The sequence below is a fragment of the Enterococcus sp. AZ048 genome, assembly GCF_051715125.1.
GTDB lineage: Bacteria > Bacillota > Bacilli > Lactobacillales > Enterococcaceae > Enterococcus_A > Enterococcus_A gilvus.
The window spans coordinates 1412531-1436537 of the sequence record NZ_JBIOTD010000001.1 but is presented as its reverse complement, the minus strand read 5'-3'; the positions used below and the strand labels follow the sequence as shown (position 1 = coordinate 1436537).

The 24007-nt window shown below is 41.0% G+C and carries 21 protein-coding genes; 2 read left to right on the top strand and 19 right to left on the bottom strand.

Translation table 11 applies throughout. The annotated features are described in order from the left end of the window. Positions 1–2 precede the first annotated feature (2 nt). On the bottom strand, positions 3–1016 hold the full coding sequence (trpX, locus tag IGI66_RS07075; RefSeq protein WP_010780766.1) for a tryptophan ABC transporter substrate-binding protein: 1014 nt from the start codon (positions 1014–1016) through the stop codon (positions 3–5). 454 nt (positions 1017–1470) lie between these two features. Further along, the gene (locus IGI66_RS07070; protein WP_438848224.1) at positions 1471–2031 is read right to left on the bottom strand and encodes a hypothetical protein; all 561 of its coding nucleotides are present in this window, start codon (positions 2029–2031) and stop codon (positions 1471–1473) included. A gap of 173 nt (positions 2032–2204) precedes the next feature. On the opposite strand from IGI66_RS07070, the gene IGI66_RS07065 reads away from it, so the two are divergent. Together IGI66_RS07065 and efbA are read left to right on the top strand one after the other, a co-directional pair. Beyond that, a complete protein-coding gene (locus IGI66_RS07065) occupies positions 2205–3872 on the top strand; it encodes a phosphoenolpyruvate carboxykinase (ATP) (protein WP_010780768.1) in 1668 nt (555 codons plus the stop codon). Positions 3873–3963: 91 nt separating this feature from the next. Continuing rightward, positions 3964–5667, top strand: a complete 1704-nt coding sequence (gene efbA / locus IGI66_RS07060; protein WP_438848222.1) for a fibronectin-binding protein EfbA — start codon at positions 3964–3966, stop codon at positions 5665–5667. On the opposite strand, the gene IGI66_RS07055 is transcribed toward efbA, so the two are convergent. The 17 genes from IGI66_RS07055 to argJ all read right to left on the bottom strand — a co-directional run bounded on the left by IGI66_RS07055 (position 5664) and on the right by argJ (position 23997). Next, entirely contained in the window at positions 5664–6695 is a 1032-nt protein-coding gene (locus tag IGI66_RS07055) for an AI-2E family transporter (protein WP_438848220.1), read from the bottom strand. The genes efbA and IGI66_RS07055 overlap by 4 nt on opposite strands. 163 nt (positions 6696–6858) lie before the next feature. Next, complete coding sequence (pyrE, locus tag IGI66_RS07050; protein ID WP_288227817.1) at positions 6859–7488, bottom strand: orotate phosphoribosyltransferase; 630 nt, start codon at positions 7486–7488, stop codon at positions 6859–6861. After that, positions 7489–8205, bottom strand: coding sequence for an orotidine-5'-phosphate decarboxylase (gene pyrF, locus IGI66_RS07045; RefSeq protein WP_367377929.1), 717 nt, complete (start codon positions 8203–8205; stop codon positions 7489–7491). Further along, on the bottom strand, positions 8205–9122 hold the full coding sequence (locus IGI66_RS07040; protein WP_010780773.1) for a dihydroorotate dehydrogenase: 918 nt from the start codon (positions 9120–9122) through the stop codon (positions 8205–8207). The genes pyrF and IGI66_RS07040 overlap by 1 nt, the downstream gene beginning before the upstream one ends. Further along, positions 9122–9892, bottom strand: a complete 771-nt coding sequence (locus tag IGI66_RS07035) for a dihydroorotate dehydrogenase electron transfer subunit (RefSeq protein WP_314580932.1) — start codon at positions 9890–9892, stop codon at positions 9122–9124. Before IGI66_RS07035 ends, IGI66_RS07040 begins: the two co-directional genes overlap by 1 nt. Positions 9893–9944: 52 nt before the next feature. After that, positions 9945–13127, bottom strand: coding sequence for a carbamoyl-phosphate synthase large subunit (carB, locus tag IGI66_RS07030; RefSeq protein ID WP_438848218.1), 3183 nt, complete (start codon positions 13125–13127; stop codon positions 9945–9947). After that, complete coding sequence (locus IGI66_RS07025; RefSeq protein ID WP_010780776.1) at positions 13128–14207, bottom strand: carbamoyl phosphate synthase small subunit; 1080 nt, start codon at positions 14205–14207, stop codon at positions 13128–13130. 4 nt (positions 14208–14211) lie between these two features. Next, positions 14212–15492, bottom strand: a complete 1281-nt coding sequence (locus tag IGI66_RS07020; RefSeq protein ID WP_431380563.1) for a dihydroorotase — start codon at positions 15490–15492, stop codon at positions 14212–14214. 12 nt (positions 15493–15504) lie between these two features. Beyond that, positions 15505–16431 (bottom strand): aspartate carbamoyltransferase catalytic subunit, encoded by a 927-nt coding sequence (locus IGI66_RS07015; protein ID WP_010780778.1) that lies wholly within the window; start codon positions 16429–16431, stop codon positions 15505–15507. 42 nt (positions 16432–16473) lie between these two features. After that, on the bottom strand, positions 16474–17745 hold the full coding sequence (locus IGI66_RS07010; protein ID WP_288226664.1) for a solute carrier family 23 protein: 1272 nt from the start codon (positions 17743–17745) through the stop codon (positions 16474–16476). A 35-nt stretch (positions 17746–17780) separates the two neighbouring features. Next, on the bottom strand, positions 17781–18320 hold the full coding sequence (gene pyrR, locus IGI66_RS07005; protein ID WP_086303809.1) for a bifunctional pyr operon transcriptional regulator/uracil phosphoribosyltransferase PyrR: 540 nt from the start codon (positions 18318–18320) through the stop codon (positions 17781–17783). Positions 18321–18536: 216 nt separating this feature from the next. Beyond that, on the bottom strand, positions 18537–19445 hold the full coding sequence (locus IGI66_RS07000) for an RluA family pseudouridine synthase (protein ID WP_438848215.1): 909 nt from the start codon (positions 19443–19445) through the stop codon (positions 18537–18539). Further along, positions 19438–19899: a signal peptidase II gene (gene lspA / locus IGI66_RS06995; protein ID WP_010780782.1), complete on the bottom strand. Its 462-nt coding sequence runs from the start codon at positions 19897–19899 to the stop codon at positions 19438–19440. Before lspA ends, IGI66_RS07000 begins: the two co-directional genes overlap by 8 nt. A 2-nt stretch (positions 19900–19901) precedes the next feature. After that, positions 19902–20603 (bottom strand): CBS domain-containing protein, encoded by a 702-nt coding sequence (locus IGI66_RS06990; protein WP_314580952.1) that lies wholly within the window; start codon positions 20601–20603, stop codon positions 19902–19904. Between the two features lie 270 nt (positions 20604–20873). Further along, positions 20874–22019, bottom strand: coding sequence for an acetylornithine transaminase (locus tag IGI66_RS06985; RefSeq protein WP_438848213.1), 1146 nt, complete (start codon positions 22017–22019; stop codon positions 20874–20876). Next, a complete protein-coding gene (gene argB, locus IGI66_RS06980) occupies positions 22016–22765 on the bottom strand; it encodes an acetylglutamate kinase (RefSeq protein WP_086303812.1) in 750 nt (249 codons plus the stop codon). The genes IGI66_RS06985 and argB overlap by 4 nt, the downstream gene beginning before the upstream one ends. A gap of 38 nt (positions 22766–22803) precedes the next feature. Then, complete coding sequence (argJ, locus tag IGI66_RS06975) at positions 22804–23997, bottom strand: bifunctional glutamate N-acetyltransferase/amino-acid acetyltransferase ArgJ (protein WP_438848211.1); 1194 nt, start codon at positions 23995–23997, stop codon at positions 22804–22806. Positions 23998–24007 lie beyond the last annotated feature (10 nt).

Genomic DNA, 24007 nt, shown 5'->3' with positions numbered 1-24007 from the left:
GTCTACTCCCCTTTAATTACTTCTGCTTTTTCTTTGATTTTATCTGGAATGGTAATTCCTAATTCTTTCGCTTTATCCTCATTAATAATCATATCTCCATAGTCGACGACGTTAACAGGTGTATCTGCTGGTTTGGATTTCCCACTTAAAACATCTGCGGCCATTTTTCCTGTTTCTACGCCTAAGTCAAATTGATTTTGACCCACAGTGGCAATCCCACCTTCTTTAGCCATATTATCTACTGAAACGAAAACGGGTGTTTTTGTTTTATCTGATTCGCTGATCAATGTTTGAAACGCACTGGCGATCGTATTGTCTTGCGGGATATATAAGAAATCAGATTCTCGGCAAGCTTGTTGTGTTACCGCGGAAATATCATTGCTCGAAGTAATCGCATAGGTTTTCACTGTTAGACCATCTTTAGTGGCTCTTTTTTCAGCACGCGCGACTTGCGATTTTGAATTTTCTTCCGAAGACGAATACACAATTCCCATTGTTTTTGCATCTGGGAACATTTCTTCAGCCATGTCTAATTGTTGATCGACCGGTGTTAAATTGTTTACGCCAGTGACATTGCCTCCCGGCTTTTTTAAGTCCTTTACTAAGCCAGCACTGACAGGGTCGCTGATTGCTCCCATGATCACAGGAACATCTGAAGTTGCGTTAGCTAATGCTTTTGCTGCCGGTGTTGCCACACCAACAAGGACGTCTGATTTTTTTTCTAATAATTGTTGGCTCATACTATTAAATTTACTTTGATCTCCTTGGCCATTAAGAAATTCAATCTTGATGTTTTTTCCGTCTTCATAGCCTTCTTGCTTTAATCCTTCTACGACACCATCCTTAATTTGATCTAAAGATGGATGACTGATGGTCTGCAAGATTCCTACAGTCTTTACTTCTTCTTTTTGCTCAGTTGCCGCACCGGTTTGACGCGAACCCATTTGATAAGCAAAAACTCCGATTAAAACAACAGCTAAAGCGATAATTGATCCAATAATTCCCTTATTTTTCATGATTGATTCCTCCGATTTTTGTTTTTAGTGGTATTAGTATGTTGGAAATTCATTTACTAAAGATAGGTGAACTTTTCCTTAGGAATAAACGAAAAAAGACATAAATTGCAAAAAAAAGACAACTACCCAAATGTTCACGGTAGTTGTCAAAAGAAAACAAAAACCGCATAGATGGTCTCTATGCGGGAATAAGCATGAAAAATATCCAGCATAGATACAAAATTTAGAAGTTGTCTAAACGTTGTATCTATGAGTGAATTCATAAATACAACTTATCTACGCCAGTTTTGCCAGCTATTCAATTGATTAGATAAGTTTACTTGTTTCATGAATGTCACTCCTTCTACATTTTTAAGAACTTGTTTTTAGTGTTGACGTTAGTTTATCGAATAAAAATTCGACTGTCAACTCTTTTTATTAAAAAAAACTCATTTATTTTATTCGAAATCTCATTTTACCTTTTGAGATTCCACATCGGCAATCTATTAAGTTCAGGGATAAATTCATTGTTTAGGTCTTTCAGGCTTTCCACAACAAAGCGGTTCTTTTCCTTGCCATTGTGAAAAAAGATGAACGTTACTTGGCGTGGATCAAGATTATATTTATCAGCAATTGTTTCACTGTCGTAAACAATCGGATAATAATAAAATTTACGATTTAACATCGTCCTTTGGTTGGGGTCGTCTAAAACGGTCATAACATTTTTAAAGGATGTCCCGTTTGGTTGACTAAACATGATCGAGATTGCTTTTGTATCTTTTATTTTTTGATCGACCATTTGATAATTCAATGGTATCAAATGGTCTGATTTTAAAGAGTCAAAGACTAACTCATCTAATTGATCTTGACGTATGGTTCGTTGAGCCATGACAGCCGAGGCTGAAAAAAGAAAAACAAAAACTACTAAACTCGCAGCAATAATCAAGGTGCGCCGCTCATTTTCAGAAGCGATAGTTATGAACCTTCGCCAAAATATAAGTATTTTATTTTTCACAATCGTTAAATATTGGTCCATAATCACGCCTCCTTCTTATCATTATATTATTTATATCTTAAAATCGCTACCATCAAGATATTTAATTGATTTTTTACAGTGTTACGTGAACCAAATCATGTTCTGTAATTGATTGTTCGTGTTTTGTTTTAATGCTATTATAATGATGAGAACTTATTTAAGGAGGTTTTTTGATGAGCAGTATTGAACATTTTCCACGTCAAGAGATAACAAAATCGAATCGGTTGTTTTCCAGCATTCGTAGTGTCATTGAGACAGCATTTTATGGAAACAATGTCTCACGAATACGTCACCTTACTGATGCTTACGCTTTAGCCAAAGCTAGTCCAGGAACAATCACGACAGATCTGGATGTCGCTTATACGAGTCGACTTCAATTGCCCACGGATGCAAAGGTATTGGTAACAAATGATGGAAACATCGTCGGACGGACTGCTGCCGCTCGTCGTATCATTGGACAAGAAGGTATTGATAGTGCTTTTTACAGCGAGCTATTAAGGGAAGCTGTTTTTAATGCGCGAAGGAAAACATTTTATTCAGGGGAAGTTATCGTTGGCCTTGATGAAGAGTTCACTATCAAATCGCATCTTATGCTGCCTGAAGAATATAGCCCTAATCTTTACTCCTATCTGTTAAATTTTCAAATCGGCGATGCAAAACATCTTTTTTACCAACAATCAGACAGTATCCATACAGGAGACATCTTTATTTTCGCTGATCCTGATTGGAAACACCCAGACTTTCCTGACGGTGTTGTTGTTATTGATCCTTTGCATAATTGTGCCGGCATTTTGGGATTGCGTTATTTTGGTGAGCTGAAAAAAGCTACGCTCACTTTGGCCTGGGCTACTGCTCATCGGAATGGATTTATTGCCTGTCATGGTGGAATGAAGCAATATTTATTAGAAGAAAAAAAATATACGATGGCCGCTTTCGGGTTATCAGGGTCTGGAAAATCGACGATCACCTTGGCGAAGCCAAAAAACAAAGGTGATGTTCATGTGCTGCACGATGATGCTTTTGTTATATCAAAGAAAAAAGGCTCTACTACTGCTTTAGAACCAGCTTATTTTGATAAAACACAAGATTATCCTATGACAAGCGAACAGATAAAATATATTGTGACTGCGCAAAATGTTGGTGTCACACTAGATGATGAGAATAAGAAAGTATTAGTCACAGAAGATATCCGCAACGGGAATGGTCGAAGTATCAAGAGTCGTTACGCAACACCGAACCGAGTGGATCATATTGAAGAAAAAGTTGACGGACTCTTTTGGATTATGAAGGATGATAGTCTTCCCCCATTGATCAAAATCGAAGATCCGTCATTAGCCGCTGTATTCGGTGCAACGTTAGCAACAAAACGTTCAACGGCAGAAAATGTGGTCGGTGAAGTAAAGGATCAATTAGTTATAGAACCGTTTGCTAACCCATTCAGATGCTACCCATTACAAGAAGACTATCAAGATTTTAAAGATTTATTCCAAAAGCAAAAAACTGCCTGCTATATATTGAACACTGGAGAATTCAAAGGACGAAAGGTCACACCAGATGAAACGTTGGGGAGTATCGAACAAATCGTTGACGGTACGGCAAAATTTAAATCGTTTGGACCGTTGAAAAAAATTACCTACTTACCTGTGAAGAAACATGAACCGGATTTTAACAGCCATCACTACCTGCTCCATTTGATAACTCGACTTGAAACGCGATTGGCATTTGTACAGTCCCGCAAAACGTATCAAGGAGGATACGACCGTCTGCCAAACGAAGCCGAGCAGCTACTGTTGCAGTTGCTTGATGAATTACACATTTACCAAGAATCCTTAAGCGTTTAATTCAATTTCTCTTACTTCAGTGACTTAGTTTGGTCATTGGAGTTTTTTTGTTTATAATGAACATATTATGAATAGAAATGAGGGATAAAACATGTCCTTTGACGGAGTTTTTACCCATGCCATGGTACGGGAATTAAAAGAACAACTCGTTACCGGAAGAATATCAAAAATCCATCAACCGTATGAAAATGAAGTTGTGTTAGTTATTCGAGCGCAGGGAAAGAACCGACGCTTGCTTCTTTCGGCGCATCCTAGTTATGCACGTATTCAATTAACAGAAATTGCTTATAATAATCCTGACAATCCGCCGAATTTTGTGATGATGCTGCGGAAGCATTTGGAAGGTGCTATCTTAGAAGATATCCATCAAGTAGAAAATGATCGTGTCGTTCATTTTACCTTTACTAAGCGAGACGAGTTAGGCGATTTGCAAAATATTGTTTTGATTGTTGAGCTGATGGGCCGTCACTCCACGATTGTCCTGCTTAATAAGCAAACTGGAAAAATACTGGATGCTATTAAACATATTGGTCATTCGCAGAACACCTACCGTTCTATCTTGCCAGGCAGCGAATATGTCGAACCTCCAAAGCAAGAACAACTGAATCCTTTCCATGTATCTAAAGAACAAGTATTTAACATTTTATCTACTGCTGAAACATTAGATGGACGTTATTTGCAGCAAAATTTCCAAGGATTAGGACGCGATACTGCGGAAGAATTAGCTTTTCGCTTCTTAGAACGGCAAAATGAAAAAATGGGCGTTTGGAACGACTTTTGGCAAATGATCCAAGAACAATTAACTCCAACTATTGGTATTAAAAATAACAAGGAGTTCTTTGCGCCTCTTGTCTTTGATACGTTTGAAGAGACGATGACTTATGAAAGTTTGAGTCAATTATTAGATACGTATTATGGAGAAAAAGCGGAAAAAGACCGAGTGAAACAATTGGGCAATGAATTGATTCGTAAAGTCGAGAATGAAATTAAGCGGAATCAAACCAAATTGGCAAAGCGCGAAAAAACGCTCCGAGATTCTGAGAGTGCGGAAGATTTTCGTCGCGATGGCGAATTGTTAACGACTTTTATGGCACAAGTTCCTCGTGGAGCAGAACGCGTTGAGTTAGAAAACTATTATGAAGAGAATCGCCCAATCACTATTAAACTGAATCCAGCATTAACGCCTAATCAAAATGCGCAGAAATATTTCCAAAAATACCAAAAATTAAAAAATGCAGTAAAATTGATCTATGACCAAATTGCAGAAGCGAAAGAAGAAATTGCCTACCTTGAATCTGTGTTAGCACAATTAGAAATTGCTGGTCCGATGGACATCGAAGTAATCAAAGAAGAACTTATTGCCAGCGGATATTTAAAGCAAAAACGCAGCAAAAAAAATCGCAAACAGTCCCCTTCAAAACCTGAACGCTTTGTTGCGAGTGATGGTACAGAGATTTTGGTTGGAAAAAACAACCTGCAAAATGATCAACTGACATTGAAGCAAGCACGTAAAACAGATATCTGGCTTCATGCAAAGAATATTCCTGGCTCCCATGTCATCATAAAAAATGAAGATCCAAGTGAAGAAACCTTGTTGGAGGCCGCTGAATTAGCCGCCTACTTCTCAAAATTTCGACAGTCCGCACAGGTACCCGTAGACTATGTAGCAGTCAAGCATGTCCATAAACCAAACGGTGCTAAACCGGGATTCGTCATTTATGAAAACCAAAAAACTTTATTCGTAACCCCTGAAGAAGAAGTTGTAGAACAATTACGAAAAAACGGAACAGCCTAATCCGGCTGTTCCGTTTTTTTTGTTTTTTTGGTAGCTATTTTTACACCTAAGATTTCTAAAAAGAAATTGAAGATCGGGATACCTACGATTAACCCCCACACGCCAAGAAACTTTTCACTGACTAGCAAAATCACGAACGTATAGAAGATCGGCAGCTTCGTCCGACTCGACATGAATTTCGGATTTAGGATGTATGCCTCGACGCAGTGAACGATCACAATCAGAATTAAAACATAGATAACTGTCTGAATACCGCCTGTTGAATAAGCAATCAGAGTTAACGGGATACAAGAAAAAATCACTCCTGCAACAGGAATCAGACTTAAAAAGAAAATCATAATTGCTAGGGTTGGCAATTGAGTGAAACCAATGAACCCCAGTCCTATGGTAGTAATAACCGTATTAACGATAGCTATTAGTAGTTGTACCTCTAGCACGACACCAAACGTATTCACAAATACTTTCCCAAAATAAAATAAATCTTGGAAAAACCACGCATAGCTGCTGCTTAGAAAATTCTTTGAAAACAATACGGTCTTTTCCTTTTCTACCATAAAGAAAAAACTCAAAATAAAGGAAACGACAAAGGCGACTGCCAATCGTCCTACATTTTGTAGTTGTTCTAAAATAATCCCCGCACCACTCTCGACTTTGTCTTGCCAATTATGATTTTTAAAATAGTTAGAAATAAAATTAGTCACTAGATCCGAATCGAAATCTTTGTGCTGATAAAAATGAACGATCGAGTTATATGTCGATACGACCTGATTAATCAGTATCGTCGAATATCTGGAGATCAATAAATACAAAAGCCAAAGTTCTACGATATATAGAACCGTCGCCAGTAAGAAGGTTGGTAGTTTAATATATCTTTGAGTGAACTTGACGATTTTGACAGAAATCAATGTAAAAATAAATGTCAGCAATATAGGAGTCATAAAATCTTTAATTAAAAATAAAACAAAGATAACTAATGCTAAAACTGTGAATCTTCTCAAACGGGTATTACTTAAAAAATTCTCATACATTTTATAGCCTCTTTTCAAAAAAACTTCTGAAAATAATATACCATTAAAAATCCTTTTCGGCTTCTAATATACTTCTTTAAAGACAAATTTTTTTCACTAAAAAATAAACCCTTGACTATTAGAATATTTCTAACAAACAAGGGTTTATTTATTCGAATGATTTTTAATTATTCAGCCAGTTTTCAGGATCTTTGCGCCATTTTTTTAATAATTCAAGTTGCTCATGATTGATATAGTCTTCTTTCAACGCAGCTTCAATCAAGGTAGAATAATTTGTTAAAGTTATTAATGGCATCGCTGCTGCCTCAAAATTATTTTTTCCTTTAGCCAACTCGTAAGTAAAGATTGCTGCGACGCCTAAAACGTCTGCTCCTTCACGCGTTGCCGCTTCGGCTGCTTCCAATACGCTTCCGCCAGTTGAAATTAAATCCTCGATCACAACCATTTTCTGCCCTTCTGTAATCCGACCTTCGATTTGATTGCCGCGGCCGTGATCTTTGGCTTTGCTGCGGATGTAAACCATTGGCAGATCAAGAATTTCTGCAACCCAAGCTGCATGGGGAATTCCTGCTGTTGCTGTTCCAGCAATAACCTGTACATTTGGGAATTCTTCTTTAATTCTCGTAGCTAGCCCTTCTGCAATTGCGCGACGAACTTCTGGATAGCTCATGGTTACTCGATTGTCACAGTAAATCGGTGACTTCAAGCCGCTAGCCCACGTAAATGGTTCATCAGGACTCAAGGAAACTGCTTCAATTGATAATAAATCTTTAGCGATTTGTTCTGCGATCATTTATGCTTCACCGTTCCATTCTTGTTTGATTTGTAAATAGCTCTGGTAAGGGTCCTCTGCTTGAGTGATAGGTCTTCCAACTACGATATAATTTGAACCAATTTCACGCGCTTTTGCAGGAGTCATTACGCGCTTTTGGTCCCCTACGCTAGTGCCCTGTGGCCGAATTCCTGGTGTTAGGCAGATAAACTGTTGATTGGTTTTCCCATGGATTTTTTCCACTTCATGCGCTGAGCACACGACCCCATCCAATCCTGCTTTTTCTGCACATTCCGCGTAATGAAGAACGCTCTCTTGCAGACTAACGCTGATCAATTGATCTTCATGCATTTGTTCTTCACTAGTAGAGGTTAACTGCGTCACCGCAATCAGCTCAGGTACTGCTTGATTTTCTTTTGTTCCCTCTGACAACCCTTGTTTCGCCGCGCGCATCATTTCTACGCCTCCAGCTGCATGAACATTTGTAATTTTGACCCCCATTTTAGCAATACCACGCATCGCTTTTTGGACCGTATTTGGAATGTCATGCAATTTTAGATCAAGAAATATATCATGCCCTTGTGAACGTAAGTCGTGAACGATCGTTGGCCCTTCTTGATAAAAAAGTTCCATACCGATCTTCGCAAATAGTTTTTCATCCTTTGGAAAATGCGTTAAAAAAGCATCAATGTCGTGTTTTGAAGCAAAATCAAAAGCGATAATTGGTCTTTTCTCCATTAGAAACCTCCTCGAACTTCTTGCCGTAACTGTTCCAATGAGTCGATGCCTAGCTCTGCCATCCGAATTGGCAGCTCTTTAATCAATTTTGGGCAAATATAGGGATCGGTGAAGTTCGCTGTTCCAACTGCAACAGCACTAGCTCCAGCCATATACATTTCCAGCACATCGTCTACGGTTTGAACCCCGCCCATTCCGATGATCGGCAGTTCACTGATTGCAGCTACCTGATTGATTAATCGAATCGCAACCGGTTTGATTGCTGGACCAGATAGTCCGCCAGTACGATTTGCTAAGATAGGTTGACGCGTCTTCAAGTCAATCCGCATACCTAATAAGGTGTTGATCATGGTAAAGCCATCTGCTCCACCCTTTTCGATTGCCTTGGCAATTGGCACGATATCCGTAACGTTTGGACTTAATTTGACGTAAATAGGCACACTAGCGACTTCTTTGACTGCCTTCGTCAAACGATAGGCGACTTCTGGATCAGTTCCAAAAGCGATCCCGCCATGCTTAACGTTTGGACAAGAAATATTCAATTCGATTGCTTTAACATTCGGCGCATCACCTATTTTAGCGCATACTTCCACATAGTCTTCCTCGCAAGCCCCGGCTACATTTGCAATGATAGGAAGTTCTGCATATTTTTCTAAATCGGGTAAAATATCTTTCAACACGACTTCCATACCCGGATTTTGTAATCCAATCGCATTCAACATCCCGCTGGTTGTTTCAGCCACACGAGGCGTTGCATTTCCAAAGCGTTGTTTAGGTGTGGTCGCTTTAATCATGATGGCTCCTAGCTGGTTTAAGTCGTAGTAGTCCGCGTACTCTTTGCCGAAGCCGAAACAGCCACTTGCTGGCATAATAGGATTTTTCAAGTCTAATCCAGGTAATTTTACTGCAATACTCATTAAAAAATGACCTCCCCTGCTTTGAAAACGGGCCCGTCTTCACATACTTTAACACTTTTATTTTCATCCTCAGGAACATGACAGACACAGGCGTAACAGGCTCCCATTCCGCATGCCATTCGAGATTCTAATGAAAGCTGAACATTCTCCACTTTGGAGTAAAGTTGTTCGACTGTTTTCAATAAGCCGTTATTTCCACAAGCAAAGACCGCATCTGGCTGCTCTTCTTCTGACAACAGTAGATTTCCTACATTCCCCTGAATACCGAATGTGCCATCGTCCGTAGAAAAACGTGTTTCCCCTAATTCTTGGAACTCTTCAGCAAAATAAACCACTTCTTGTGTTCCGAAACCGAGAAAATGAATGACTCGAACCCCTTTTGCCGTCAACTCCTTCGAGAGCTGGTACAATGGCGGAACGCCGATTCCTCCTCCGACAACAAACGCGGTATCTCCAGCATTTAGATCATTGATTTCAAAGCCATGCCCAAGCGGACCCATAACATCTAGCTTCATACCAACAGCCATTTCAGAAAAATATTTTGTACCGTCACCTTCAACACGATAAATGATTGTGCATGTTCCTTTTTCTGAATCATACTGATTGATACTAATAGGTCGACGCAATAGTAAATCACTTCTCGGCACACGAATATGCAAGAACTGACCAGGCATCGCCATCTCTTTGACTAATTCTCCTGCTAAAACCAGCTCATAGATTCTCGGTGCTAATTCTTGTTGACGAACGATCGTCATCATTTCCTGCTTCATAATGGCCTCCCTATAAATCGGCAGAGTGAAGCCATGCCCCACTCTGCAAGAATTAAATTTCTTGGATTGAAAATGCGCGTGATTCCATCACTCGTAAAATAGCATCTGCTGTATCTAGGGAGGTGAACAATGGAACTCCGTGCTCCACAGCCTCCCGACGAATGATAAAGCCGTCCTCTGATGCATTTTGTCGATTCTTGTCCATCGTATTGATGACTACCTGTGCTTCCCCGGTGCGAATTAAATCAATCACATTGTGTTCGTCTGATTCTGATATTTTAGCGATCGTCTTAGCGTTCAGCCCATTCTCAGCTAGGAATTTTGCTGTTCCGGCTGTTGCAATCAAGCTATAACCAACTTCCTTGAACCGTTTTGCTAATTCTAAGGCTTCAACTTTGTTCTCGTCTGCGACAGTGAACAGGACAGCCCCAAAATCTGGCAAGTGCAGACCTGATGCTGCGAAAGCTTTGTAGAGTGCTTTGGCTAGACTGCGATCAGACCCCATCACTTCTCCTGTTGACTTCATTTCAGGTCCTAAGTAAGTATCAACCTTTTGCAACTTCGTGAAGCTGAAAACGGGTGCTTTCACATGGACCATGTTGCTTTCAGGATACAGTCCATCTTCGTATCCTAATTCCTTCAAACTCTGTCCTAAAATAGCTTTTGTTGCAATTTGAGCCATTGGGATATTCGTGATTTTACTCAAGAACGGTACCGTACGGCTAGCCCGAGGGTTTACTTCGATGACGAAGACCTCATCGTTGTGAATAACGAATTGAATATTCATCATTCCAATACAGTTCATACCTAATGCCAAGCGTCGTGTATATTCCTCGATTGTCGCTTTTAGCTCTTTAGAGAAGGTTTGTGGCGGATAAACAGCCATCGAATCTCCCGAATGGACTCCAGCTCGTTCGATATGTTCCATAATTCCTGGGATCAAAACTGTTTCACCGTCACAGATCGCGTCAACTTCGCACTCTTTACCAATCAAATAACGATCGACTAAAACCGGATGTTCAGGAGAAGCCTTTACTGCATGTGCCATGTAATCTTCCAAATCCGATTGATTTTCAACAATTTCCATCGCCCGACCGCCTAGGACATAACTTGGACGGACCAATACCGGATAACCAATTTTTTCAGCAATTATCACCGCTTCTTCAGCACTTGTCGCTGTATCCCCTGGTGGTTGTGGGATCGATAAACTTTGTAAGACTTGTTCAAATTGATCACGATCTTCCGCTCGGTCTAGATCCTCGATCGTTGTTCCTAGAATTTTCACACCATTTTTAACTAAAGGCTCTGCTAAGTTGATTGCAGTTTGTCCGCCAAATTGCACGATAACACCGATCGGCTGCTCTAAATCCACTACGTTCATCACATCTTCCAGAGTCAATGGCTCAAAGTAGAGCTTATCTGAAACAGAGAAATCTGTGGATACTGTTTCTGGGTTACTATTCATGATGATTGCTTCGTAGCCCGCCGCTTGGATTGCTTTTACCGAGTGAACCGTTGCATAGTCAAATTCTACTCCCTGTCCGATACGGATGGGCCCCGAACCAAGAACTAAAACAGATTCCTTTTCTGAGCGGACACTTTCATTTTCAAACTCATATGTGCTGTAGAAATAAGGTGTCTGAGATTCAAACTCCGCTGCGCAAGTATCAACCATTTTATATACAGGAAGGATTTTTTCTGCAGTTCGAAATTTCCGAACGTCACTTGCGGTCATATCCCAAAGTTGGGCGATTTTTATATCCGCAAAGCCATTTTGTTTGGCTTTTTTTAGTAGGTCGACATCTTTTTTATTCTGTGAGAGGGCGTTTTCTAATTCCACCACATGAAGTAATTTATCTAAGAAAAACAAGTCTACTTTTGTCAGCTCATTGATTTCTTCGATTGAGTAGCCACGTCGAATTGCTTCTGTTAGATAAAACAGACGATCATCCTGAGCTTTGACCATTTTTTCTGTCAGCTCATCGTCTGTCACTTCGCTTAACTCAGGTAATTCTGCATGGTACGTTCCAATTTCAAGCGAACGGACAGCTTTCAGTAGAGATTCTTCGATGTTACGACCAATCGCCATCACTTCGCCGGTTGCTTTCATCTGTGTGCCAAGCACTCGTTCGCCGCTTTCAAATTTGTCGAAAGGCCAGCGGGGGATTTTGGCTACCACATAGTCTAAGGCAGGTTCAAATTCCGCGTATGTCGTTTCGGTAACTGGATTTTTCATTTCATCCAGTGTTAATCCTACTGCGATTTTTGCAGCGAGCTTCGCGATTGGATAACCTGTAGCTTTACTTGCTAAGGCTGATGATCGAGACACGCGGGGATTCACTTCGATTACATAATAATTAAAACTGTGAGGATCGAGTGCTAGTTGAACGTTGCATCCGCCTTCGATTTTTAAAGCTCGGATAATTGATAATGATGCGTCTCGCAACATCTGATATTCATAGTCAGACAACGTTTGACTGGGGGCAAATACGATGGAATCACCTGTATGAATACCAACCGGGTCGAAATTCTCCATGTTACATACTACGATTGCGTTATCAGACGAATCTCTCATTACTTCGTATTCGATTTCCTTAAAGCCGGCGATCGATTTTTCTATTAAACATTGAGTTGCTGGAGAAAGCTTAAGGCCATTTTCTGCAACTGTCCGAAGCTCATCCTCATTGTCACACATACCGCCGCCAGTTCCGCCCAATGTAAAGGCTGGACGGACGATGATAGGATAACCGATCGTGTTGGCAAAAGCGACCGCCTCTTCGACAGTGTTGACAATCTCTGATTCAGGGATTGGCTGGTTCAGCTCTTCCATTAATTGCTTAAATAAGTCACGGTCTTCAGCTTGGTCGATTGCTGACAATTTTGTTCCTAGCAGTTCAATCTTCAACTCATCTAAGATGCCTGAGTCGGCGAGCTCCATTGCCATATTTAAGCCTGTTTGTCCGCCAAGTGTTGGCAGAATCGCATCAGGCAGTTCTTTACGTAAAATGCGGGAGACAAATTCTAAAGTAATTGGTTCAATATAAACGCTATCCGCGATTTCCTTATCCGTCATGATCGTTGCTGGATTCGAGTTGACCAAGACAACTTCATAGCCTTCTTCTTTTAGTGCTAAGCAAGCTTGTGTACCGGCGTAATCAAATTCCGCGGCTTGTCCGATCACGATTGGTCCAGAACCAATCACCATGATCTTATTAATATCTGTACGTTTTGGCATTTATGCTTGCTCCTTCCATGCATCCATCATTTCCATAAATTCATCAAATAAATGTACACCGTCGTGTGGACCGGGCGCAGCGTCTGGATGGTATTGAACGCTAAAGGCTGGATAGTTGCGGTGACGAACACCCTCGATCGTCCCATCATTGACTTCCACATGGGTAACCATTAATTTTTCAGGGTCGATCGTTTTTTCATCTACTGCAAATCCGTGATTTTGAGAAGTGAAGTCGATTCGTCCAGTCGCGATTTCTCTTACAGGATGATTTAATCCGCGATGACCGAACTTCATCTTATACGTATCCGCACCGTTTGCTAATGAGAATAGCTGATGTCCGAGGCAAATTCCGAAAATAGGCACTTTTCCTTGAATTTGTTTGATCATCTCTATTGCTTCAGGGACGTCTTTAGGGTCTCCTGGTCCGTTCGTCAGCATGACACCGTCTGGGCAAAGATCCAAGATCGTCTGTGCATCCGTGTTATAGGGCATTACTGTTAAATTGCATTCTCGGCGTGACAATTCTCTCAAGATACTATGCTTCAATCCAAAATCAATGACCACAACGTTGCGGCCGACACCAGGACTTGGATAAGGTGTGACTGTTGAAACCTGTGCAACTTGATTCGTTGGTAAGACTGTTGCTTTTAGTTGATCAAAGGAGTGTTCCAATTGATCGGCTGGGTCAACGATACTGCCTTTCATTGTTCCAACATTGCGCAATTTCTTTGTTAACGCTCGTGTATCGATACCTGCAATGCCAGGAATTCCTTTACGTTTCAAAAATTCGTCTAGCGTCATTTGTTTCCGCCAATTACTGGCTAGTCGCGCATGTTCCTTTACAATCACGCCTTTGCAGGTTGGTGCGATTGATTCATAATCATCACGGTTTACACCATAATTTCCTACCATAGGGTAGGTAAACGTAATGATTTGTCCGTTGAAACTTTGATCGGTGATTGTTTCCTGATACCCTGTCATACTAGTAGTGAAAACGACTTCGCCTACGACATTGGCTTCCGCGCCAAATCCTTCACCTTCGAATACTGTGCCATCTTCTAAAATTAAAAGTCTTTTCAACGTTTTAGTCCTCCTTGTTGTATACCAACTGACCATCCACGAAGGTCATCAGTGTTGCACCCTTGACCGGCCAGCCAGTGAAAGGGGTGTTCACTCCTAGTGATGCAAATTTTTTGTCATCGATTTCTTCTTCATGACTTAGATCAAATATCGCGATATCTGCTGGTTGTCCGATGTTTAGTGTACCCGCAGTCATTCCAAATATTTCAGCCGGTTTGACTGCCATCCAATTGATCACTTGTTCCAATGTAAAGCGTCCTGTTTCAACAAAGCGTGTGTAGATTAATTGGAAGGCTGTCTCGCTGCCGACAATCCCGAATGGTGCTTTCAAGAAGCTTTGATTTTTCTCTTCAAATCCGTGTGGTGCGTGATCTGTGGCGATACAATCGATTGTTCCGTCAAGTAAGCCTTCAATCAGAGCTTCACGATCGTCTACACCTCGCAATGGTGGGTTCATCTTCCAATACCCGTGGTCCTCAGGGATATTCTCATCGATTAAGATCAAGTGGTGAGGAGAAACTTCCGCTGTTACATGAACGCCTGCTTTTTTGGCATCGCGAATTACTCGGACACTTTCTTTTGTTGACACATGGCAGACATGATAATGCACACCGGTTTCTTCCGCCAAAATCAAATCTCTGGCAATTTGAGAAGATTCGGTGGCGCTTAGTATTCCTGGTAGATCTAATTTTTCACTGATATCTCCTTTGTGCATCACACCACCGAACAACAAAGATTCGTCTTCAGTGTGTGCAACTAGCGCCATGTTGTTGGCTGCGGCTTCTTTCATAGCTAAGTACATTGTACCCGCTGTCTGAACCCCCACACCGTCATTAGTAAAGGCAAAAGCGCCAGCAGCCTTCAGCCCCTTTTGATCCGTCAGCTTCTCACTGCGAAGCTCCTCGGTAATCGGCGCATATTGAAGGACTTTAACCACCGCATCTTTTTCAATAATCGCGAGTACTTCATTGAATTTTTCTACCGTATCTGGGACAGGATTCAAATTAGGCATCGCACAGACTGTTGTGTATCCACCTCGAGCAGCTGATTTTGAACCATCCTTGATTGTCTCCTTATACGTAAAGCCAGGTTCTCGTAAATGAACATGTACATCAACTAAGCCTGGTGTAATTAATTGATTGTTTGCATCGTACTCTTGATCAAACGTGATTTCTGAAAAGTCTTTTCCGATACCCGAGATCATACCATTCTCTAACCAAAGATCGCATGCCATCATTTGATTGTCTTTCGTTACGATTTTTCCATTTTTAATTAATGTTTTCATAGTCTCGCCCCTTTACGATTTTCCTCTTAGTACTGCCTCTAAAATAGCCATACGAATAAACACACCATTCGTCATTTGCGGAACGATTCGCGATTGCAAACTTTCTACTAAGCTATCCGCAATTTCAACGTCACGATTGACTGGTGCAGGATGCATAATGATTGCTCGGTTCTTTAAACGTCCTCCCCGCTCAATCGTTAATCCGTATTTTTCGTGATACTCTTCTTTAGAAAAACTTTCTTGCCCGTCGTGCCGTTCGTGCTGTACCCGTAGAAGCATCATGACATCCACCTCAGGAACAAGCTCATCCAACGGGCGATAGGTGCCGTACACATCAAAGCTCTCGTCATACCATTCCTCTGGACCAGAGAAAAAGACCTCTGCACCTAGCCGCTTTAGCATTTGCATGTTTGATTTGGCCACTCGAGAATGGGTAATATCTCCAGCAATTGCTACTTTCAATCCGTTGAATCGTCCAAATTCTTGGTAAATCGTCATCAAGTCAAGTAAACACTGTGTCGGATGCTGTCCGCTGCCGTCGCCCCCATTGACGATGGAGCATTGGATCGTTTTGCTTTGGATGAGCTCATCATAATAATTTTCATCCCCATGGCGAATGACCGCCACGTCAACACCCAATGCGGACATTGTTAAAACTGTGTCGTATAATGTTTCCCCTTTTTGAACAGAGCTGGTTTTGGCATCAAAGTCAATGACATCCAGTCCGAGTTTTTTCTCTGCCACTTCAAAACTCTTATGCGTCCGTGTGCTATTTTCAAAGAAAAGATTAGAGACAAAGTATTGATCTTTATGGGGTGTCCATCGTGCGCCTTGCTTGAACTGCTGTGCTCGGTGAATCAGACCCATCACCTCTTGGTCAGTGAGCGCTTCGACCGTCAATAAATGCTTCAGACTAATTTCCTCAGATTGGATGATCATGAATTTTCCTCCTTTAATTCCTAAGTAACGTGCGTTGATTCTTTATTTTTCACTGCGTGCCTGATCCGGTAAGATCAGGTTCAAGATAATTCCTAAGACTGTTGCAAGAGCCATTGCTGATAAAGTGAAGGTTCCCGCCTCGAAGACCAATCCACCAATCCCGATAACTAAAATTGTTGAGGCAATCAGCAAATTCTTCTTACGATCAAAATCGATTTTATTCTCAATTAGTATCTTCAATCCACTTGCAGCAATAACTCCAAACAAGATGAAACTGATTCCTGAAATAACTGGTCCAGGAATACTTAATATCAACGCACTCAGTTTTCCTACAAATCCTAGTAAGACTGCGAACACGGCTGCGCCTCCGATAACGAAGACACTGTGGACTCGAGTGATCGCAAGCACACCGATATTTTCTCCATAGCTTGTTACTGGAGGACCGCCAACAAACCCCGCAACGATTTGGGCCAATCCATCTCCCATCAATGTGCGATCCAGACCCGGATCATCAAAGAAATTTCGTTTGGTCAATTTATTCAGTACCATCAAGTGACCGATATGTTCTGTCATGGTTACAAAGGCGATTGGTGCCATCGTGGTTATCGCGTTGATATACAATTTGGGCTGATAGCTGACAAAAGGCACACTGAAAGCTGGCATCGCCAACCACTTTGCGTCAATAATCGGCTGGTAATCAATGATGCCGAAAATCATAGCTGTGACGTACCCCCCGATGATACCCAGAAGGATCGGAATCAAGCCTAGAAATCCTGTAAAGAACATATTGAAGAATATTGTCAAAGCTAGAGTGATCAAGGCCACCATCACGTATTTAAAACTGTATACCCCGTTATTGTACATAGCGTTTTGTGCAGCGTTGCTGGCTAACCCTAAACCGATGACCATTACAACAGGACCTACAACAATCGGCGGCAAAATTTTATCCAACCAGCCAGAACCGATTTTTCTTATAATGAAGGAAACGATCAGGTAAACCAATCCGCAGGTCAATGCACCTTGTGCTACTGCCGGATATCCATCACTTTTCATCAGTAATTTCATCGCCGCAATAAAGGCAAAGCTGCTGCCTAGATAAGCAGGGATTTTTCCTTTTGTCACTGTTAGATAGACTATCGTTCCTAATCCTGAACTTACCAACGCAATGCTAGGGTTGATTCCAACCAAAATCGGTACTAGAACCGTTGCGCCGAACATTGTGAATAAATGCTGAATACTTAACCCGACCCAGTGCCCCGCACTTGGACGGTCGTGAATATCTAATACAACGTCATCATTGTGAAACTCTTGCATGAAAACTTCCTCTTTCTAGTGTCTAACCTGTAATTTTAATCTTCTTCTTTTTGAATCAAAATACGATCCTGTCCGTCATTCTCTTCCATTTCAACGATAATTTCTTCTGTTAAAGCGGTAGGAATATTCTTTCCGACATAATCAGCTCGAATCGGTAATTCGCGATGACCCCGGTCTACTAAGACTGCCAATGAGATCCGGTTAGGACGTCCCAAATCAATAACTGCATCCAGTGCTGCCCGAATTGTTCTGCCGGTGAACAATACGTCGTCAACTAAGATGACTTCTTTTCCTTCAATCGAGAATGGAATATCTGAAGAATGCAATTCTGGTTCATCTTCTTGCGCTTTTTTGTCGTCACGATATAACGTGATATCTAGTTCGCCTACAGGCACTTCGATATGCTCTAATTGTTTCAACCGTTCAGCAATACGCTGAGCAATAAAGATTCCTCTAGTTTTAATCCCAATCAAGACGATATCTTGAACCCCTTTGTTGCGTTCGATGATCTCATACGTGATTCGAGTTAACGCGCGTTTCATTGTTACTTCATCTACAACCTCTTTTTTGTACATCCTGTTTCCTCCTTATTTTTACAATAAAAAAACTCCTACCCGTAATTAGGTAGGAGGAATGTTATCGACTTCGTCAAAATGATAGTGTTCACCTAGGCGCACCTAGTTCAAACGACTATCTACTTCCTTCTTAGCCTCACGGGACTACTCTTAAAGGATCTCTATTCAGTTATTTATTTCTTACTACAGACACTATACTATTCCTCATTTGAGAAATCAATCTTTTTCTTGTAACTGTTTCAAAGTTTTTTTGAAAATCTCAGGAAGCGGTGCCTCAAAAACCATGTTTTCACCTGTTGTAGGATGTTCAAACCCCAACAATTTAGCATGCAAGAACTGACCGTTGCCTTTTAATGTCTTTTTCGGTCCATATAATGGATCTCCAGCAACAGGATAACCAATATAATTCATATGAACACGAATTTGATGCGTACGTCCAGTTTCCAGTTGCAGTTCAATCAAAGTATACCCTTCAAATCGTTTTAAAACCTCAAAATGGGTAACTGCGGATTTGCCTCCCTCAATCACCGCCTGCATTTTGCGATTCACCTTTGAACGACCAATAGGTGCTTCAATTCGTCCTTTTTCGTGAGGAATCTCGCCGTGGACTAGCGCGACATATTTTCTTAAAGACGTTTTATCCTTTAATTGTTGAGCTAGAGATTCATGGGCACGATCGTTCTTCGCCACCATCAGTAATCCAGAAGTATCCTTGTCGATACGGTGGACGATCCCTGGACGGACAACATCATTGATCGTAGAAAGGTTTTTGATTTGATATAGCAGCCCATTAACCAGTGTTCCGTTAGGATGGCCTGCCGAGGGATGAACCACCATGCCTTGCGGTTTATTCACCACGACGACATCCTTATCTTCATAAACGATTTCCAGATTCATATTTTCAGGTACAAGGTCTAAGGTTTCAGGCACAGGGATTTCAATCAATACGTGATCCCCAGCACTGACTTTGTAATTCGCTTTGATGACTTTTCCGTCGATCGACACATGCTGCTCTTTGATCAATTGCTGAATCTGCGACCGTGAGTAATTAGTCAATCGTTCGTTCAACACCTTATCAATTCGGCCCTTTTCTTCTTTAACAATAACTTCGATTTGATTATCCATTTTTCTTATCTCTCTCATCTATTAAAATATAAATAAAAATCATGATTACGCCGACGACCAATGCCATATCAGCGATATTAAAAATTGGAAAATTAATAAAATCCAAACGGAACATATCTACGACATATCCCAAGCGAAAACGATCAATAAAATTCCCAATAGCTCCGGCTAAAAAGAAACTCAATCCGAAAGTCAGCCACTTGCTTTCATTTAAATGCTTCACTAAATAATAGAGAACGGCAATTACTGCAACGATTGTGATTACAATAAAAAATAGTTGCTGTCCTTCAAATAAACTAAACGCGCCTCCTGTATTTCGTATGTGCGTTAAAGATAACACATTAGGAATGATGGTTTGACTGTCTCCAAAGTTAAACTGAGTTACGATCCACCACTTGAACCATTGATCCAGCGCGATGATTCCAGCGCTGATTAATAAGTAAATAACTAACAAGCCTATTGCTCCCCTTCTTGTATATAAATATCACGTGGACGGATGATTCCCAAGAGATTGCCATCAGAATTTCCATTTTTCGTGATTAAAATTGCTTCTAAAAGGCCTTCTGTATGAAACATTTTTTCCACTTCAGAAACTTTTGTGTCACCAGAAACGAACTTAAAATTGGATCGTTTGCCATTTCCCAACAATAGATCCTCAGCTACTCGTCCCTCAAGAGTTAACGATCCATTTAAGCTAGCTTGAGCAAAATAGAATCCAATGGTCCGAAGCGTGATCAGCCCCATAAATTCTCCTTTATCATACACTGGGAATTGAGAAAATCGTTTCTCAGTGATGATTTTCATGATCTCTATAAGTGGAAGATTTCGTTCAAATCCCGTAACATTTTTTTCGAAGCGCGGTAAAACTTTTTCAGGACGCAAGAGATTTTCTTCGATTTGTTTAATACGTGTGACCGCCCATTCATTTGGTTCTGCAATGACAAAGTCATCTGCGACCTGGTCATGAACGATGGCATTACGCAGCTGTGCCAATTGAAGCAAATCATTCTCACTGTCTCCTATCAAATTGTCATGACGCTTTGACAGCCGGCGCACCGCTTCGCTGAAACCCATATTTGCCGGATTTCCTAATTGTCGTTTCAATTCCTTTTCAATCCGATTGAAGGTACTCAAAAAGATCTCTGCTCGTTCGCCCATTCAGCTGCTCCTTTTCTTTTAAAAATCCGATAGCTCCAGTATAAGTGAAAAAATGTCCATTGGAAAGTCTGAGGCATAAGAAATCAAGAATGTTCTTTTAACACAGTTAAGGATATCCATACTTTAGTCTCGAATTCTGTGAACCTGCAAATAAGGTCAGACAAGTAGTTGTAAAGAGCACCGGTCATCAAAAGATACTTATTTAAACATACGAAAAGCAACTTCAGTATTTTGAACGGACTGAGGTTGCTTTGATAGAAAGTATTTTTATTAGGATTGATTCAATGCAGACTGAATGATCGTTATACCATCCGCCAGTTCCTCTTGAGTAATTGTTAAAGGCGGTAATAGGCGTAAAACATTTTTTCCCGCTTTAATTGCTAGCAGGTTTTGCTTCTTTAATTCTTGAATTGCCCACTGCAGTGTTTCGGGAGAATCAAGTTCAATGCCTACCATTAAGCCTTTCCCACGTATGTCGAGTACCTTGCTCGAATGCTCTTTCATCGAACACAATGCTTCCATCAAGAAATTGCCCTTTTCCGCTACTGAATTTAAAAAGTTGGGTTGACCAATTTCCGACACGACTGCATTTGCGACGTTCATGGCTAAATTATTTCCGCCAAACGTTGTCCCATGAGAACCCGGGCCAAAAGCTGTGCCAAGTGTTGCTTTTCCTAACATTGCACCTACAGGGATCCCATTGGCTAAGGCTTTGGCAATAGTGATGATATCTGGTTCAATCTGATACTGTTCAAACGCGAAAAAGGTTCCTGTTCTCCCCATCCCTGTTTGAATCTCATCAATGATCAATAGGCTGCCGTTTTCTTTGCACAGACGCTCTATAGCTTGCAACCATTTTTCCTCAGCTGGTACAATGCCTCCTTCACCTTGGATAACCTCTAGCATGACTGCGGCAACATTTTCGTTCAAGTGTTCTTTTAAGGGCTCAAGCTGATTGTAAGGAAGATAATTAAAACCTTCAACGATCGGAAAAAAACCTTTTTGTAACGCCGGTTGACCTGTCGCGCTCAATGCACCGTATGTACGGCCGTGGAAAGACTGCTCAAAACTTAAAATATTCGGTCGTCCTGTCGCTTTTCTAGCCAATTTGATCGCTGCTTCATTTGCCTCAGTTCCACTATTGCAGAAAAAGGCTAAGTAATCTTTTTCTGCTGTCAGCTTTTCAGCAAGAGATTCTTGTAAATTGCTGGAATAGAGATTAGAGCTATGCCAAATCTTATCCGCCTGATCCGCCAGCGCCTTTGTGACTACCGGATGCTTATGACCAAGATTGCTGACGGCGATGCCACTCATAAAATCTAAATACCTGTTTCCTTGTTGATCGTACACGTAACTGCCTGAGCCATCAACAAGATCAATTGAATCACGAGCGTAGTTGGGAAACAAATGACTCATGCAAAAACCTCCTCCTTTGTGATCACTGTACCGTCCTTTTCGATGCAGTTTGTAATATGAACTTTTGATACACCATTTTCAAGAGCATTAATAGCACTCTCAAGTTTAGGGATCATTCCGCCTGAAATGACTTTTTCTATCTTTAATTGTTCAATATCAGAAACAAATAGTTTTTCAAGCCATTGATCAGAGTACTTCACACCTGGAACATCTGTTAATAGAAAGAGTGCATCAGCACCAATTGCTTCTGCGATCTTGCATGCAGTATCATCCGCATTAACATTCAACCATTGCCCACCAACTGTCATCCCTAACGGAGCGATAATCGGAATATAATTTTTGTTAAGGACGTTCTCGACGGAAGCAGGATTGACATCCGTAATTTCACCGACATAGCCTAGCTTTTCATAATCGATAACTTGCCCTTGAATCAAATTATCACAAGAAGCGTTGAGTCCAATCGTAGCAAATCCATTCTGCTGGAACAAAGTCGTAATAGCTGGCTGTACTTGACCAATCAAGACCATTTGAGTCACTTTTAGCGCCTGTTCCGTAGTAACCCGTAGACCATCTTTGATCAATACAGGAATATTTAAGCGCTCCATCATTTCTGTGATGTAATAGCCGCCACCATGAACAATGATGATCTCATGCCCTTGTGTCTCCCACTGCCGAATCTGTTTAAAAAAATCGGTCGTTAGATTATCACTGGCGACACCGCCAATCTTTACGACAATTTTACTCATTCTACTCGCTCCTTTATCCCTTTAAGATCTTTGTTTGCTTACGTATGGTACAAAGCGTTGACTTCTACATATTTGTACGTTAGATCGCAACCCCAAGCTTTTCCCATCGCTTCGCCAATCGTCAAATCCACAGTGATGCAAATTTTTTCTTGTTCCAACGTTTTCTTCATAGCAACTTCGTCGAATTCTTGCGGCTGACTATGATTCAATAATTGCTGATCTCCGATCCACATATTGATCTTTTCCGGATCAGTATGCGACCCGGCATACCCTACAGCACAAATGATTCTCCCCCAGTTGGGGTCTTCACCAAACATCGCCGTTTTTACTAAGCTTGAACCGACTACTTTCTTCGCTACTAGACGAGCTTCACTGTCGTTCATCGCACCTTTTACTTGAACTTCAATCAGTTTTGTTGCCCCTTCGCCATCTTTTGCGATCATTTTTGCTAATGTCTCGCTCACTAATTGAAGCATTGCAACGAACTTTTCGTGAGCATCTGTATTTTTTTCAATAACGGGATTTTCTGCTAATCCATTTGCCATAACTAAGACCATATCATTGGTAGAAGTATCACCATCCACAGTAATCTGATTAAAGGTTGTCTCCGTTTTATTTGCTAAAATTTCCTGTAGAAGGTCACTGGAAATCTGTGCATCTGTCGTAATAAAGGCCAGCATTGTTGCCATATTTGGATGAATCATTCCTGATCCTTTTGCCACACCGGCCATTGTGACGATCTGACCATTGATTTCTTCTTCTACTACAATTTCCTTTGTACTTGTATCTGTCGTCAAGATCGCTTCATGAAAAGCATAGGGATCTTGACTTTCTAGGTCAATTTTATTGATTCCTGCTTCAATTATTTCCATCGGTAATTGCTTACCAATGACGCCGGTCGAAGCAACAGCGATCGTTTCCTGGGGTATCTTAAGATGAGTTCCTGCAAACTCTTGCATCTTCTTTGCGTTTTCCAGTCCGATTTTCCCAGTACAAGCATTGGCAATCCCGGAATTGACGATGACTGCTTGGATTTGATGGTCCAACATTGCATCTTTCGTAACATAAATCGGCGCTGCTTTAACTTGATTCGTCGTATAGACCGCCGCAGCATTTGCCGGTATCACTGAATAAATCATAGCTAAATCTTTCTTTTCTTTTTTTAATCCTGCGTGTAATCCAGCAGCTAAAAATCCTTTTGGGCTGGCGATTGTTCCTTCAATGACATTCATATTTTCACTC

Coding starts and splice junctions, on each gene's coding strand:
- trpX (WP_010780766.1), bottom strand. CDS start 1,016: ATGAAAAATAAGGGAATTATTGGATCAATTATCGCTTTAGCTGTTGTT.
- IGI66_RS07070 (WP_438848224.1), bottom strand. CDS start 2,031: ATGGACCAATATTTAACGATTGTGAAAAATAAAATACTTATATTTTGG.
- IGI66_RS07065 (WP_010780768.1), top strand. CDS start 2,205: ATGAGCAGTATTGAACATTTTCCACGTCAAGAGATAACAAAATCGAAT.
- efbA (WP_438848222.1), top strand. CDS start 3,964: ATGTCCTTTGACGGAGTTTTTACCCATGCCATGGTACGGGAATTAAAA.
- IGI66_RS07055 (WP_438848220.1), bottom strand. CDS start 6,695: ATGTATGAGAATTTTTTAAGTAATACCCGTTTGAGAAGATTCACAGTT.
- pyrE (WP_288227817.1), bottom strand. CDS start 7,488: ATGATCGCAGAACAAATCGCTAAAGATTTATTATCAATTGAAGCAGTT.
- pyrF (WP_367377929.1), bottom strand. CDS start 8,205: ATGGAGAAAAGACCAATTATCGCTTTTGATTTTGCTTCAAAACACGAC.
- IGI66_RS07040 (WP_010780773.1), bottom strand. CDS start 9,122: ATGAGTATTGCAGTAAAATTACCTGGATTAGACTTGAAAAATCCTATT.
- IGI66_RS07035 (WP_314580932.1), bottom strand. CDS start 9,892: ATGAAGCAGGAAATGATGACGATCGTTCGTCAACAAGAATTAGCACCG.
- carB (WP_438848218.1), bottom strand. CDS start 13,127: ATGCCAAAACGTACAGATATTAATAAGATCATGGTGATTGGTTCTGGA.
- IGI66_RS07020 (WP_431380563.1), bottom strand. CDS start 15,492: ATGAAAACATTAATTAAAAATGGAAAAATCGTAACGAAAGACAATCAA.
- IGI66_RS07015 (WP_010780778.1), bottom strand. CDS start 16,431: ATGATCATCCAATCTGAGGAAATTAGTCTGAAGCATTTATTGACGGTC.
- IGI66_RS07010 (WP_288226664.1), bottom strand. CDS start 17,745: ATGCAAGAGTTTCACAATGATGACGTTGTATTAGATATTCACGACCGT.
- pyrR (WP_086303809.1), bottom strand. CDS start 18,320: ATGTACAAAAAAGAGGTTGTAGATGAAGTAACAATGAAACGCGCGTTA.
- IGI66_RS07000 (WP_438848215.1), bottom strand. CDS start 19,445: ATGGATAATCAAATCGAAGTTATTGTTAAAGAAGAAAAGGGCCGAATT.
- IGI66_RS06990 (WP_314580952.1), bottom strand. CDS start 20,603: ATGGGCGAACGAGCAGAGATCTTTTTGAGTACCTTCAATCGGATTGAA.
- IGI66_RS06985 (WP_438848213.1), bottom strand. CDS start 22,019: ATGAGTCATTTGTTTCCCAACTACGCTCGTGATTCAATTGATCTTGTT.
- argB (WP_086303812.1), bottom strand. CDS start 22,765: ATGAGTAAAATTGTCGTAAAGATTGGCGGTGTCGCCAGTGATAATCTA.
- argJ (WP_438848211.1), bottom strand. CDS start 23,997: ATGAATGTCATTGAAGGAACAATCGCCAGCCCAAAAGGATTTTTAGCT.